At 69.2% G+C, this 13,238-nt stretch carries 12 protein-coding genes; 6 read left to right on the top strand and 6 right to left on the bottom strand.

Annotated elements, in window-relative coordinates; genetic code table 11:
* Positions 1-171: 171 nt before the first annotated feature.
* The 4 genes from BM133_RS20560 to BM133_RS20545 all read left to right on the top strand — a co-directional run bounded on the left by BM133_RS20560 (position 172) and on the right by BM133_RS20545 (position 4,420).
* Positions 172-2,244 carry a carbon starvation CstA family protein gene (locus tag BM133_RS20560; protein ID WP_093437713.1) on the top strand — a complete coding sequence of 691 codons (2,073 nt, stop codon included), beginning with the start codon at positions 172-174 and terminating at the stop codon, positions 2,242-2,244.
* Positions 2,245-2,252: 8 nt separating this feature from the next.
* Complete coding sequence (locus tag BM133_RS20555) at positions 2,253-2,459, top strand: YbdD/YjiX family protein (RefSeq protein WP_013542989.1); 207 nt, start codon at positions 2,253-2,255, stop codon at positions 2,457-2,459.
* Between the two features lie 122 nt (positions 2,460-2,581).
* Positions 2,582-3,847, top strand: a complete 1,266-nt coding sequence (locus tag BM133_RS20550; protein WP_093437712.1) for a glutamate carboxypeptidase — start codon at positions 2,582-2,584, stop codon at positions 3,845-3,847.
* Between the two features lie 153 nt (positions 3,848-4,000).
* Positions 4,001-4,420: an SEL1-like repeat protein gene (locus tag BM133_RS20545; RefSeq protein WP_093437710.1), complete on the top strand. Its 420-nt coding sequence runs from the start codon at positions 4,001-4,003 to the stop codon at positions 4,418-4,420.
* A 60-nt stretch (positions 4,421-4,480) separates the two neighbouring features.
* Here the strand turns inward: BM133_RS20545 and BM133_RS20540 are convergent, their stop codons facing one another.
* The 5 genes from BM133_RS20540 to BM133_RS20520 form a co-directional block, all read right to left on the bottom strand.
* Positions 4,481-6,136 carry an ankyrin repeat domain-containing protein gene (locus BM133_RS20540; RefSeq protein ID WP_093437709.1) on the bottom strand — a complete coding sequence of 552 codons (1,656 nt, stop codon included), beginning with the start codon at positions 6,134-6,136 and terminating at the stop codon, positions 4,481-4,483.
* Between the two features lie 177 nt (positions 6,137-6,313).
* Positions 6,314-7,522: a cystathionine beta-lyase gene (gene metC, locus BM133_RS20535; RefSeq protein ID WP_093437707.1), complete on the bottom strand. Its 1,209-nt coding sequence runs from the start codon at positions 7,520-7,522 to the stop codon at positions 6,314-6,316.
* A gap of 41 nt (positions 7,523-7,563) precedes the next feature.
* Positions 7,564-8,574, bottom strand: coding sequence for a Bug family tripartite tricarboxylate transporter substrate binding protein (locus tag BM133_RS20530; RefSeq protein ID WP_093437706.1), 1,011 nt, complete (start codon positions 8,572-8,574; stop codon positions 7,564-7,566).
* A gap of 52 nt (positions 8,575-8,626) precedes the next feature.
* Positions 8,627-10,201 carry a rhodanese-like domain-containing protein gene (locus BM133_RS20525; RefSeq protein WP_093437704.1) on the bottom strand — a complete coding sequence of 525 codons (1,575 nt, stop codon included), beginning with the start codon at positions 10,199-10,201 and terminating at the stop codon, positions 8,627-8,629.
* A gap of 99 nt (positions 10,202-10,300) precedes the next feature.
* A complete protein-coding gene (locus BM133_RS20520) occupies positions 10,301-10,900 on the bottom strand; it encodes a cysteine dioxygenase family protein (protein WP_093437703.1) in 600 nt (199 codons plus the stop codon).
* 106 nt (positions 10,901-11,006) lie between these two features.
* On the opposite strand from BM133_RS20520, the gene BM133_RS20515 reads away from it, so the two are divergent.
* Together BM133_RS20515 and BM133_RS20510 are read left to right on the top strand one after the other, a co-directional pair.
* Positions 11,007-11,885, top strand: a complete 879-nt coding sequence (locus tag BM133_RS20515) for a LysR substrate-binding domain-containing protein (RefSeq protein ID WP_093437701.1) — start codon at positions 11,007-11,009, stop codon at positions 11,883-11,885.
* A gap of 54 nt (positions 11,886-11,939) precedes the next feature.
* Positions 11,940-12,722 carry a TonB-dependent receptor domain-containing protein gene (locus BM133_RS20510; RefSeq protein ID WP_371286351.1) on the top strand — a complete coding sequence of 261 codons (783 nt, stop codon included), beginning with the start codon at positions 11,940-11,942 and terminating at the stop codon, positions 12,720-12,722.
* A gap of 29 nt (positions 12,723-12,751) precedes the next feature.
* Here BM133_RS20510 and nikR read toward each other — a convergent pair whose 3' ends face one another.
* On the bottom strand, positions 12,752-13,234 hold the full coding sequence (gene nikR, locus BM133_RS20505) for a nickel-responsive transcriptional regulator NikR (protein WP_093437700.1): 483 nt from the start codon (positions 13,232-13,234) through the stop codon (positions 12,752-12,754).
* Positions 13,235-13,238 lie beyond the last annotated feature (4 nt).

The following is a 13,238-nucleotide window of genomic DNA, read 5'->3' as shown; positions in this document are numbered from 1 at the left end:
GGATACGTGGCGGCATTCTCACGCCCTGCGGGAGGCGATCCGGTCTTGCCCAGGCGCCCCCTCGGGTTTTCCATTACGCAGTGCCACGCGGCCCGCCCACGCGGTCCGACGGATGGCAACGCGCCCCCATGCGGCAAAACTCCCCGGTTCCAATATCGAGGAGACATCCGCATGCAAACCCTCCGCCGCCACCTGGTGTGGCTGGTCGTGGCCGTGGTCGGCGCGTTCGCGCTCGGCACCGTCGCCCTGACCCGTGGCGAAAGCGTCAACGCCCTCTGGGTGGTGGCGGCCGCGATCTGCACCTACCTGATCGCCTACCGCTACTACAGCCTGTTCATCGCCGACAAGGTGCTGGGCCTGGACGGCAACCGCAAGACGCCCGCGCACCGCCACAACGACGGCCTGGACTATGTGCCGACCGACAAGAACGTGCTGTTCGGCCACCACTTCGCAGCCATTGCCGGGGCAGGCCCACTGGTGGGCCCGGTGCTCGCCGCGCAGATGGGCTACCTGCCCGGCCTCTTGTGGATCCTGGCGGGCGTTGTGTTCGCGGGCGCGGTGCAGGACTTCATCATTCTCTTCATCTCCACGCGGCGCGACGGCCGCTCGCTGGGCGACCTAGTCAAGCAGGAGATGGGCGTGGTGCCCGGCATGATCGCGCTCTTCGGCACCTTCATGATCATGATCATCATCCTGGCGGTGCTGGCGCTGATCGTGGTGAAGGCGCTGGCCGAATCGCCGTGGGGCACCTTCACGGTGGCCGCGACGATTCCGGTGGCGCTGTTCATGGGCATCTACCTGCGGTTCATTCGCCCGGGGCGCATCGGCGAGGTCTCGCTGATCGGCTTCGTGCTGCTCATGCTCGCGATCTTCGGCGGGCAGGCCGTGAGCCAGAGCGCCGAATGGGCGCCGCTTTTCACCTTCGACGGCAAGGCGCTCACCTGGATGCTGGTGGGCTACGGCTTCATCGCCGCGAGCCTGCCGGTGTGGCTCTTGCTGGCACCGCGCGACTACCTCTCGACCTTCCTGAAGATCGGCACCATCATCGCGCTGGCCATCGGCATCGTGTTCGTGATGCCGACGCTGCAGATGCCGGCCATCACGCAGTTCGCACAGGGCAATGGGCCGGTGTGGTCGGGCAGCCTGTTCCCGTTCTTGTTCATCACCATCGCGTGCGGCGCGGTGTCGGGCTTCCATGCGCTGATCTCCTCGGGCACCACGCCCAAGATGCTGGACAACGAGCGCCATGCGCGCTTCATCGGCTACGGCGGCATGCTGGCCGAATCGTTCGTCGCGGTGATGGCGCTGGTGGCGGCCTCGTGCATCGAGCCGGGCGTGTACTTCGCGATGAACAGCCCCGGCGCACTGGTCGGAACGACCGCGCAGCAGGTGGCGGCCACCGTGTCGAGCTGGGGCTTCGTGATCACGCCCGAGATGCTGCTGCAGACGGCCAAGGACGTGGGCGAGACCACCATCCTCGGCCGCGCGGGCGGTGCGCCGACGCTGGCCGTGGGCATGGCCCACATCCTTCACCAGGTGATCGGCGGGCAGGCCATGATGGCCTTCTGGTACCACTTCGCGATCCTGTTCGAGGCGCTCTTCATCCTCACCGCGGTGGACGCCGGCACCCGCGCCGGCCGCTTCATGCTGCAGGACTTGCTGGGCAGCTTCGTGCCCGCGCTCAAGCGCACCGATTCGCTGCCGGCCAACCTCGTGGCAACCGCGTTGTGCGTGGCGGCCTGGGGCTACTTCCTCTACCAGGGCGTGGTCGATCCGCTGGGCGGCATCAACACGCTGTGGCCGCTCTTCGGCATCTCCAACCAGATGCTCGCCGCCGTGGCGCTGCTGCTGGGCGTGGTGGTGCTGTTCCGCATGAAGCGCGAGCGCTATGCGTGGGTGGCGATTGCACCGGCCGTGTGGCTGCTGGCCTGCACGCTCACGGCGGGCTGGCAGAAGATCTTCTCGGCCGACCCGAAGATCGGCTTCCTCTCGCACGCGGCCAGGTACACCGAAGGCCTGGCCAACGGCGTGCTCGTGGCGCCGGCGAAGACGCCCGAGGCGATGTCGCGCATCGTCTTCAACGACCGCCTCGATGCGGCGCTGTGCGCGCTCTTCATGTTCGTGGTGCTGAGCGTGCTGGTCTACAGCATCAAGGCCTGTCTCGCGGCGCGCACGGCCAACCGGCCGACCACGCACGAGACGCCCTTCGAGCCCGTCGGCACATCGGCCGCGGCCGCCCACTGAGCACGCGCATGGCCCTCGCATTGCCCGAAGCCGGGCGCTACTTCGCCCGCTCGCTCAAGCAATCGCTGCGGCTGATGGTCGGCCTGCCCGACTACGACGCCTACCTCACCCACATGGCGGCCACGCACCCGGACCGGCCGCCGATGAGCTACGAGGCGTTCTTCCGCGAGCGGCTGGAGGCGCGGTACGGGGCGGGCAAGGGGCGTTGCTGTTAGGGGCCGGTCCGTATCTCGTTCGCTTGACCCGCGCGGAACGCGGGTGATAGCCTGCTCCGCCTGCGAGGAGCAGGCTTTCTTTTGCGCTGGGCAATCCAGTGAACGAACCGAGAACGGACCCAATGACTTTTTCCAAGCGCCCATTCCCCGTCAAGAACCCCGCGCCGCTGCGCACCACCTGCCAAGGCGTGCTGCTCGCGTGTGCTCTGCTGGCTGGCAACGCCATGGCCCAGAAGCCGCACCAGGGTGCGCTGGACGCGGCCACGCAGCAGAAGGACGAGGCGCTGAAGCTGCTGGAGCGCATGGTCAACATCGACTCCGGCTCGACCGTGACCGAAGGGCTGGCCAAGGTCCGTGAGATCGCCGTGGAGGAACTGCGCCAGCTCGGCGCGCGCATCGAGACCTTTCCGGCCGACCCGCACCCCGGCAGCAACGTGGTCGCCACGCTGACGGGGCAGGGCAAGAAGAAGATCCTCATCCTCGCCCACATCGACACCGTGTTCAAGGACGGCACGGCCGCGGCCAAGCCGTTCTATATCAAGGACGGCCGCGCCTACGGCCCCGGCGTGATGGACAACAAGGGCGGCGTCGTTGCCGGGCTGCAGGCGCTGAAGGTGCTGCAGAAGATCGGCTTCAAGGACTACGGGCAGATCACCTTCCTGATCGACACGAACGAGGAGATGGGCTCGGTGGGCACCACCGCGCTCATCGAGCGCGTGGCCAAGCAGCACGACGTGGCGCTGAACCTGGAGCCGGGCCGCCCGGCCGACGGCCTCGTGGTGGAGCGCAAGGGCTCGGCCACCGCGCTGGTCGAGGTGAAAGGCCTGGCCGCGCACGCGGGCGTCGCGCCCGAGACCGGCCGCAACGCCGCGATGGAGGTGGCGCACCAGGTGCTGCAGCTCTCGAAGACGGCGGACGCGGCGAAGAAGACCACGGTCAACTTCACGGTGCTCACGGCCAACGGCGCGACCAACGTGATTCCGGCCAGCGCGAGCGCCAAGGGCGACGTGCGCGTGGCCACGCCGGACGAGTTCGATCGCGTCGAGAAGGACCTCATCCGCATCTCGCAGAACAAGCTGATCCCCGACACTGAAGTGCGCGTGCGCCTCGTGCGCGGCCTGCCGCCGATGCCGCGTTCGCCCGCGTCGGACAAGCTGGTCGCGATGGCCGAGGGCATCTACGCCGAGATCGGCAAGAAGCTCACCATCGAGAGCAGCGGCGGCGCGGCCGACGCGAGCCTGGTGGCGGGCGTGGGCGTGCCGGTGCTCGACGGCTTCGGCATCGTGGGCGGCGGCATCCACACGCCGGAGGAATATGCCGAGGTCGAGAGCGTGGTGCCGCGGGTCTACCTGCTGTCGCGCATGCTGATGGACCTGAGCGCTCGATGAGCGCTCGATGAGAGTTCAGTGAGCGCGCATTGAACGCTCGTTGAGCCGACCAGCCTCAGGCCCCGCCTGAGGCGCCCTGCGTGAATTCCAGTTTTTCTTCCGGCGCGCGCAGGGCCACGATGCATCCACATCAATGACCTGTGGAGAACGTCGATGGCATCCGAACTCAACCAGATCGCCAGCTGGTCGCTGCGCTGGCGCATCTTCCTCGCGTGCGTGCTGTTTCTTGCGGCAGCACTCGCCGCGGCGGGGCCACCCGACCGTGGCCTCGAACTGCACGCGGCGCAGCGCTTCCAGCTTGCGCTCGAAGCCCAGACCGCCCGCGACTACCGCACGATGCTCCAGCAACTGCGCGAAGCCGCCACGCAGGGCGATGCCGAGGCGCAGGAGATGCTCGGCATGGTGCTGCTCACCGGGCCCGTGCTCTACGGCATGTCGGTGCGCGCGGACCGCTGCGAGGCGCGCCAGTGGATGCGCCAGGCCGCGGCGCAGGGGAGCGAAACGGCCAAGGTGCAACTGACGTTTCTCAACCGCCTGCGCAATTCGCCCGCGGGCGTGATCGCTTGCGATTGAGATGACGTGAAGCGGGCGAGCGAGCGGGCCGGCGGGTATGAGCGGCCCGCTCGTTGCGCCTCAAGGCACCCTGGACGCGCCGAGCAGGTAGTCGGTCACCTCGTCGGAGAACCGTTTGAGGCGCCCATCGACGAGCACGCCGTCCGAGCCGCCCGGGTCGGGCTGCGCGCCGGGCATGCCGTGCGCGACGAGCGCCTCGGCGCAGCCGACCCAGTCGCCGTCGTCGGTGGGCTGGTTGAGCGAGGCCCACGACAGCGAGCCGCTGACGTTGTCGCCGAAGCCGTGCTGCTCGGTCCATGCGGCGCCGTGCGCGAGCAGGAAGCGCGCGAGCGCCGCATCGCCGCGGAACACGGCGTGGTTCAGTGCCGAGCCGTCCCAGTCGCCGCCGGTCGTGGCGACCGGCCAGCCGAGCTCGACCATGAGCTGCACGGCCGCACCGCAGCCCGGCTGCGCGGCCAGCTCGGGCAGCAGGCGCAGTTGCGTGGGAGAGAGTGTGGAAATTACCTGCGGATGTTCCGCCAAGATGCGCCGTGCGGCAGGCCCGTCGCCGCGCGCGCATGCGGCGATGAACTCATCGTCGGGCGGCAACTGCGCGTCGCCGCCGGCCCGCTGTGCGAGCAGTTGCGCCACCTCCGTCAGCCCGAAGCGCAAGGCCAGCCTGCGCGCATCGACACCCTCGGGCGTGCGCACCGACGCGTCGGCACCCGCGTCCAGCAGCGCCTCGATGTGCGCAGCCGAACGCCGCCGCCGGATGGCCCACAGCAGCGGCCGCCCCCAGTCGCTCGTGGGTTCGCCGGGCGCGGCTTCGTTCGGATCGCCGCCGTGCGCGAGCAGCAGTTGCAGCGATTCGAGCTGGTCGAGATCGAGCACGCGGTAGAGCGCGTTCGTGCCGCCGACGCGCGCGCCGGCCTTCAGCAGCAGGCGCGTGCAGGCGGGCGCTTCGAGCGAGTGGTAGAGCGATTCGCCGTCGTTCGGGTCGGCGCCGGCGTCCAGCAGCAGCCGCGTGATTTCCACATCGCGGTTCTGTCCCGCGGCGCCGTACAGCGCGGAGAGGCGGTCCTCCACGGACGGCGCAGCGAGCGACGCCGGCGGCCAGCGGCTGCCGATGGCCTGGTTCGGATCGGCCCCGGCATCGAGCAGCAGCTTCGCGCAGGCGCGCAGGCGCTCGCGAAAGGCCGGCAACTGCACCAGGCTGGAGAAGGCGACCGCATTGAGCGGCGGCAGCGAGAGCGGGCCGCCTGCGCGCCGGACCCAGTCCGGATCGCGCGCGATGGTCTGTCGCAGCACGTCCTCATCGCCGATGGCACACGCGAGGTGCGGGTCGTCGCCCAGGAGACCGGGGCTTTCTTCGAGCAGGCGCGCGGCCACCGCGGGCCTGGCGAGGTTGTTGCCGCCCGAGATTTCGCCCGCATACGCGGCGCGCAGCCAGAGCAGCACCGCGCGGGTCGGGTCGTTCGCCTGCGCGATGCGTGCGAGCACAAAGCCCTGCAGATCGACCCACGACACGAAGCCGTATTCGCGCGCAAGGCACGATTGCGCGTCGTGCAGGCGCAGGCCGAGCGCGGCAATGGCCGCATCGTCCTTGCGGGCGGCGGCAGGCAGTGCGTCGCGGAATCGGGAGAGGGCGGCGGGGTCGCCGCCGCGGTAGCTGGCAAGCAGCGCTTTGGCCTGCTTCTTGAGATGCCCGAGATCGGGCCGTGCGGGAATGCGTTTCACATGAACCTCCGTGCATGAAGCGCCGACGACCCGCAAATCCGGCTGCACAAAGGAGCTGGTTGGTAGCGCCGCGCGAGCGCGCAGCAGCATGCGAAAGCAAGTGGGTTCAACCCTTCCCGCGGGCCCGGGCGCGGCTTGCACCGCGGGGGCGATGTTAGGCCATGAGGCCCGGGAGGGTCAACGCGAACCGGTCATCGCCGCGAAGCCTTGCGCAAGATCGCGCTGCAGATCGGCCGGCGCTTCGAGGCCGATGTGCAGCCGCACGACCGCGCCGCGCGCGCTCCAGTCGGTCACGCTGCGCGCCGCACGCATGTTGGTCCATGCCACGAGGCTTTCGTAGCCGCCCCACGACGAACCGCGGCCGAAGAGCGCGAGCGCATCGACGAAGCGCTCGACCGCCGCGTTTTCGGTGCCTGGCTTGAACTCGAACGAAAGCAGCCCGTTGGTGCCGTTGCAATCGCGCTTCCAGATGTCGTGGCTCGGGTGCTGCGGCAACGCGGGGCAGAACACCGTCGCCACCTCGGGCCGTGCCTGGAGCCAGTGCGCCACTTCGAGCGCGTGCCGCTCGTGCATCTGCAGCCGCGCCGAAAGCGTGCGCATGCCGCGCAGCACCAGCCAGGCATCGTCGGGGCTCACGGTCATGCCGAAGGCATCGCAGCGCTCATTGAGCGGCTGCCAGGCTTCGCGCGTGGTGGCGACGGTGCCCATCATCACGTCGGAGTGGCCCGAGAGGTACTTGGTGGCGGCCATCGTGGAGATGTCCGCGCCGAGTGCGAGAGGCCGGTACTGCACGCCCGAACCCCAGGTGTTGTCCGCCGCGAGCAGCGCGCCGCGCGCATGCGCAAGTTCCGCGAGCTTGGGCAGGTCGCACATCTCGTAGACCAGCGAGCCGGGGCATTCGGCGTAGACCAGGCGCGTGGCGGGCTCGAACAGCGCCTCGATGCCGCTGCCATCGGCCGCGAAGAAGCTGCTGCGGATGCCGTAGGGCGCGAGGAACGAATGCACGAGATTGCGCGTCGGCTCGTACACGCTGTCGGACATCAGCACGTGGTCGCCCGGCTTCAGGTACGACAGCAGCACCATGCCGATGGCGGCAAGACCCGTTGGGAACAGGCGCGTGCGATACGCGCCTTCGAGTTCGCTCACCGCATCTTCGAGCGCGAAGGTGGTGGGCGTGCCGCGTGCACCGTAGCTGAAGGCGCGCTCGTCGCCGCGGCGCGCGCGCGTGTCGCGCATCGCGGCCACGCTGTCGAACAGCACGGTGCTGGCGCGCACCAGCGGCGTGTTGACGGGCGTGCCACCGAAATAGGCAGGCGATTTGCCGGTGCGCGTGAGCCGCGTGTCCAGGGCCTGTGCAGCGGGGTCTTCTTTGTGCGAGTCGGACATGGTGGTGTTCTGTCGAGCGTGGGCTAGGCCTCTATGGTGCGTCAATCCGCCTTCGCGCCGGAGAGCTTGACGATGCGGGACCACCGGTCGATGTCTTGCTTGAGCTGCGCGGCGAAGGCTTCGGACGAGTTGGCCACCACTTCGCTGCCGCCGTCGTTCACCAGCTTGGTCACCTCGGGCAGGCGCAGCGTGCGCACGATGGCTTCGTTGAGATAAGCCACGCGCTCGGGCGGCGTGCCGGCCGGCGCGAAGAAGCCGTACCAGTCCTCGAAGCGCGCGCCGGCATAGCCCAGCTCTTCGAGCGTCGGCGACTTGGCGAACACGCCGATGCGGCGCGGGCTGGTCACCGCGAGCACGCGCAGCTTGCCGTTCTGCACGAGACCCGCGACCGAGGCGGTCGAGGTGACGAGCACGTCGACCTGTCCGCCGAGCAGGTCCGTGAGCGCGGGGCCGGCGCCCTTGTAGGGCACGTGGGTCATGTCGATGCCGTTGTCCTTGGCGAGCACCACGCCCACCAGGTGCGAGAGCGTGCCGTTGCCCGGCGTCGCATAGGTCACCTTGCCGGGCGCGGCCTTGGCCTTGGTGGCGAGGTCGGCAAAGCTCTTGAGCGGCGAGTTGGCATCGACCACGAGCGCGAGCGGCGCGGCGTTGATCTGCGTGATCGGGATGAAGTTCTTGATGGGATCGAACCCGGCCGAAGCGTAGAGCGTGGGGTTCACCGCCATGATCGACACCTGCGAGGTGAGCACGGTGTAGCCGTCGGGCCTGGACTCGGCCACCGTCTTGGCACCGATGTTGCCGCCCGCGCCGCCGCGGTTGTCGACCACCGCGGCCTGGCCCATGATTTCCGGCAGGCGCGTGGTGACCAGCCGCGCCGTCGCGTCGTTGCCGCCGCCGGGCGGGAAGGGCGAGATGAACTTCACCGTCTGCGAGGGAAAGCCGTTGCGCGCGGGCAGCGGGTCGGCCGATGCGGGCTGCAGGGCCAGTGCCGCTAGCCACGCGGCGGCGACGGCAAGGCGGGCAAAACGTGAAACGCGAAAGGCAGACGACATGGCAGGACTCCTGGGATAGGAACGGACAACGACGAGCGAAAGAAAGCGGTGGCTAGTTGTGCGATGCAGCGGAGGGCAGCCTGAAAGCCGCGCGCTCCTGCGCATCGAGCTGCGCGACCAGGCCTGTCTCCCACGCGAGGTAGCGGCGCGCGGCCTCCTTGTTGCCGTCGTGCCGGTCGTGCACGAAGAACAGGTAGTCGATGCAGTCGGCATCGGCGGGCAGCACGGGCGTGGCCTGGATGGGCAGGCCGGCGGCGCGCCATGCGGGCATGCCGCCTTCGAGCAGCAGCGGGGCGTGGCCCGCGAGTTCGGACGCGGCGGCCCATGCGGCCAGCGCGGCATCGTCGGCGACGAGCACGATCTGTCGCGTCTCGCCGGTCGCGTCGGCGGCCAGGCGCGGACGGATCGACCAGCGTGCCTGCGGAATGTGGCCGGCGCGAAACTGCATGCTGCCGCGCAGGTCGAACAGCGCGACGTCGCCCTGCGCGAGCCGCGCAGACAGTGATTGCGCATCGATGGTCTTCAACGCGGGAGCGGTCGGCGCAGCTGCAGGGGCGAGCGACAGCCCGCTCGCCAGCCCGCCTTCGAGCACGCTCGCGTCGTGCCCCATCTGCCGCAGCCAGCTCGCGACGGTCGGCGCGCGCACGCCGTCGTTGTCGAACAGCACGAGGCGCGCGCCGCGCACGCCGACGTACTGGTCGCCGGCCTGCATCAGCTGGCCGCCGGGCGTGTGCTGCGCGCCGGGCAGGCTGCCGGCGGCGAACTCCTCGGGCGTGCGCACGTCGCAGAGGAAGAGGGTGCGGCTCGTCTCCGCAGCCCACTGCTGCACGGTCTTGGCTGGCACCGTGGGCACGTCGAAGCGTTCCGCGAGCGCCTTCGCTGCGGGACGCAAATCGGTGTTGCCGCTGTCGGCCGCATAGCGCTGCGTGCCGCCGTGCCCCAGCGTGTGATCGTTCAGGTACCAGCCCTGCGTGCCGTTCTCCAGCGCGTAGACGGGGTTCGGCAGCCCGAGGTTGATGAGCGTCTGCGCGCCGATGATGCTGCGCGTGCGTCCCGCGCAATTGATGACGATCGGCGTCGTGGTGTCGGGCACCAGCCGCCGCACGCGGTAGGCCAGCTCGCCGTTCGGGCAGCAGGTCGCGCCGGGGATGTTCATCTTGTGGAACTCGCTGACGGGGCGGCCGTCGAGCACCACGACCTTGTCCTTGCGCGCGAGCATCTCGGCCAGCTGGTCGGCGCTGACGCGGGGCGTGTGGTACGTCTCCTCGGCCAGTTCGCCGAAGGTCTTGGAGGGCAGGTTGACGCCCGCGAAGAGCACGTAGCCCGCGGCCTTCCAGGCGGGGGCGCCGCCTTGCAGCACGTGCACGTCGGTGTAGCCCAATGCGGCGAGTTGCCCGGCCGCGCGCTCGGCCACGTCGGATTCGCCATCGTCATATGCGACCACGCGCACGCCGCGGCGTGGCACGAGGCGCGGCGCATCGACCTCGAGCCGGCTGAAGGGCAGCGGGATGCCGTAGAACAGGTGCGCCTCGCCGTACTGGCCATGCTCGCGCACGTCGAGCAGCGCGATCTCGCCGCCGTCGTGCAGCCAGGATTTGAGGGTCTTCGGGTCGATGTGGGAGGTCATGAGGGCAAGTCGTCGGGACGAACGAGGTCCTGCAAGGCGCGCGCCTCGCATGAAAGAAAGTGAATCGAAGAAGAAGGAGGAGGAGAGGCTTAGCGGGGCTTAGCGGCGCGTCTGCACGCCGATGCCCATCGTCTGGTACGTGCCTGCAGCCATGTCGTAGGCGGTGCGCGCGTTCAGCGTCTCCAGCGCGCGGCCGTACATGTGCAGGTGGCGAATGACCTGCTCGCCCTGGATCTCTACCGAGTGGATGTCTTCAGGCATCAGCGCGATGCCTCGTCCCTGTTCACCAGGTGCGACGACGACCAGCGCCGTCTCTTCCAACTTGCCGACGCCCGGCACCGCACCGTCGTCGGTGCGTGCATACACGCGGTTGTGCTCGGTGCCTTCGACGGCCGCGATGCAGGCCCAGGTGGTGTGGTTGTGCGGCACGATCTTCTTGCCCGGGCGCATCACGTTCAGGTAGAGCGCGTAGCTCTGGTCCGGGTCTTCGGCGATCAGGTAGCGGGCCTGGTGCTCGCCGGCTTCGGGTGGCGGAAAGTCCGCCGCGCCCCAGTACTCGGCGTGGGCGGCCAGCCCTTGCAGCGAATCGAGCACCGCATCGAGCGTTTCGCGGGTTGGTTCAGCGCCGCCGATGGCTTTCTTCATCTGGCCGATCGATGCCTCGACCGCCTGGCGGCGTTGCTCGGATGGGATGCTCATGCGGTTTCTCCAGTGGGGTTGCCTGTTTGGTGTGCATTCACTGTAGTGACGGCGGCGTGGCGCCACAATCCAAGCAGCGCAAGAAACACATCAATAAAATTAATGTATGCCCACGCTCGATCTTGAACTTCTGCGCTCGTTCGCGGCCGTCGTCAGCCACCACAGCTTTGCGGCGGCGGCCGTCCACCTGGGGCGCACGCAGTCGGCGATCACGCAGCAGATGCAGCGGCTGGAAGAGCAGATCGGCCACCCGCTCTTCGTCAAGCAGGGCCGCCAGAAGCGGCTGACCGCGCACGGCGAACGGCTGCTGAGCTACGCGCACCACATGCTCGCGCTCAACGACGAGGCGCTGCGCAGCCTCCGGCAAGGGCAGCTCGAAGGCAACCTGCGCATCGGCGCGCCGCACGACGTGGCCGAGACCATGCTGCCGTTGCTGCTGACCGAGGTGGCGCGCACCTCGCCGCTGTTGCAGCTGGACATCCACATCGGCCGCAGTCCGTATCTCATGACCTCGCTCAAGAGCGGCGAGGTCGACATGATCATCTCCAACCGCGCCGATCCGCAGTCGCAGTTCGAAGGCGTGGTGCTGCGCAACTCGCCCACCGTGTGGCTGTGCGCGGCGGGCTACGTGCACGACCCGACGAAGCCGGTGCCGCTCATCATGGCGGATGGGCCGAGCATCTTCCGCCGCATCGGGCACGAGGCGCTGGACGCGGCGGGCGTCGCGTGGACGCCGCGCTACACCTCGTCGAGCCTGATCGGCATCAAGGCGGCGCTGCGGGCGGGGCTCGGCGTGACGGCGCGTGGGGTCGAGCAGCTCGATGCGGGCCTGCGCGTGCTGGGCGCGGGCGACGGCATGCCGCGGCTGCCGGATCTCGCGTACTACCTGTACGTGCGCAGCCATGTGGTGAACCCGGTGACGCGGCAGGTGTTCGAGACGTTGAAAAAACACTTGCGGCTGCCGCGCACCGACATGCCGGCTTGAGGCGTTTGCGACGGCGCCGAAGGCGCGGTCAACAGCGGCAAGGGGCATGACGCGATCGCGAGCCCCAAGGCCGGGCTGGCCTTCGCGCTGACGCCGCAGCACGAGCTGTACCTGAACGCGGGCGTGGGCTTTCACAGCAACGACGTGCGCGGCGCGACCATCGCCATCGACCCGGCCAGCGGCACGGCGGCCGACCGCGTGCCGGCGCTGGTCAAGGGGCGGGGCGCGGAGGTGGGCTGGCGCTTCCAGCCCGACGAGAACTTCACCGCGACGGTGGCGCTGTGGCAACTCAAGCTCGACTCCGAACTCGTGTACGTCGGCGATGCCGGCTCGACCGAGCCCGGGCGCGCCAGCAGCCGCCGCGGCATCGAGGCCACGGTGCGCTGGAAGATCGACCGCGCCTGGCGCGTGGAGCTCGACGGCGCGGTGTCGCGCGCGCGCTTCAAGGGGCTTGCGCCGGAAGGCGAGGGCAACCATGTCGACAACGCCGTGGAGCGCGTGTTCGCCGCGGGCCTGACCTACATCGACGGTCCGCTGACCGCATCGCTGCGGCTGCGCTATCTCGGCCCGCGCGCGCTGGACACCACCAACACGCTGCGTTCGCGCTCGGCCACGCTGCTGAATTTCGGCGCGCGCTACGCCGTCAACAAGAACCTGACGCTCGGGCTCGACGTGTTCAACCTGGCCGGCAAGAAAGACAACGACATCGAGTACGCCTATGCGTCGTGCTCGGCGGGCGAAGTGGTGGCGGGCGCTTGCAACGGCGGCGTGAACGACCGGCATGTGCATCCGATGGAGCCGCGCACCGCGCGTGTCGGCGCACGCTGGACGTTCTGAGCGCCGTGCGGTCCGCGTCGGTTCATCGGTCAGTTCATCGGGGTGAGATGCGAATGCGGATGTGCCGGCGAATGCGCGTGGGCATGCGGTGTCGCGTCGTCCGTCAGCGCCACGACATTCGCGTGGCCGTGGCGAACGCCGCGCAGCGAGATCAGCTGGTCCACCACGCTTTGCACGGCGGCAACCGGACCGCGCAGCATCACGCACTCCATGCAGTTGCCGTGATCCAGCGGTGTCTGGTGGCAGGCGACGGCCATGCCATGGTGCGCATGGCGCAGCGCAAGGAGCCGCGAGGCCAGCGCGGGCTCGCGCGTGTCGTACACGTAGCTGACGTTCGCGATGCACGAGGACACGGCGGCGTCGAACTGCATGCCCCGCAGGCCCGCGCGGCCCAGCCCGTAGCGGATCAGGTCACGCACGGCCTCGGAGCGGCTCGTGTAGCGCTTCTGCGCAATGAGCATCTCGAACTGCCGTGCGAGTTGCGCGTCGAGGGAAATGGTGAAGCGGTTCATCGGC

This window comes from Variovorax sp. 770b2 (assembly GCF_900115685.1).
In the GTDB taxonomy this organism is placed as follows: domain Bacteria; phylum Pseudomonadota; class Gammaproteobacteria; order Burkholderiales; family Burkholderiaceae_C; genus Variovorax.
Note: the sequence above shows the minus strand (reverse complement) of the source record. Positions and strands in the feature narration are given on the sequence as shown.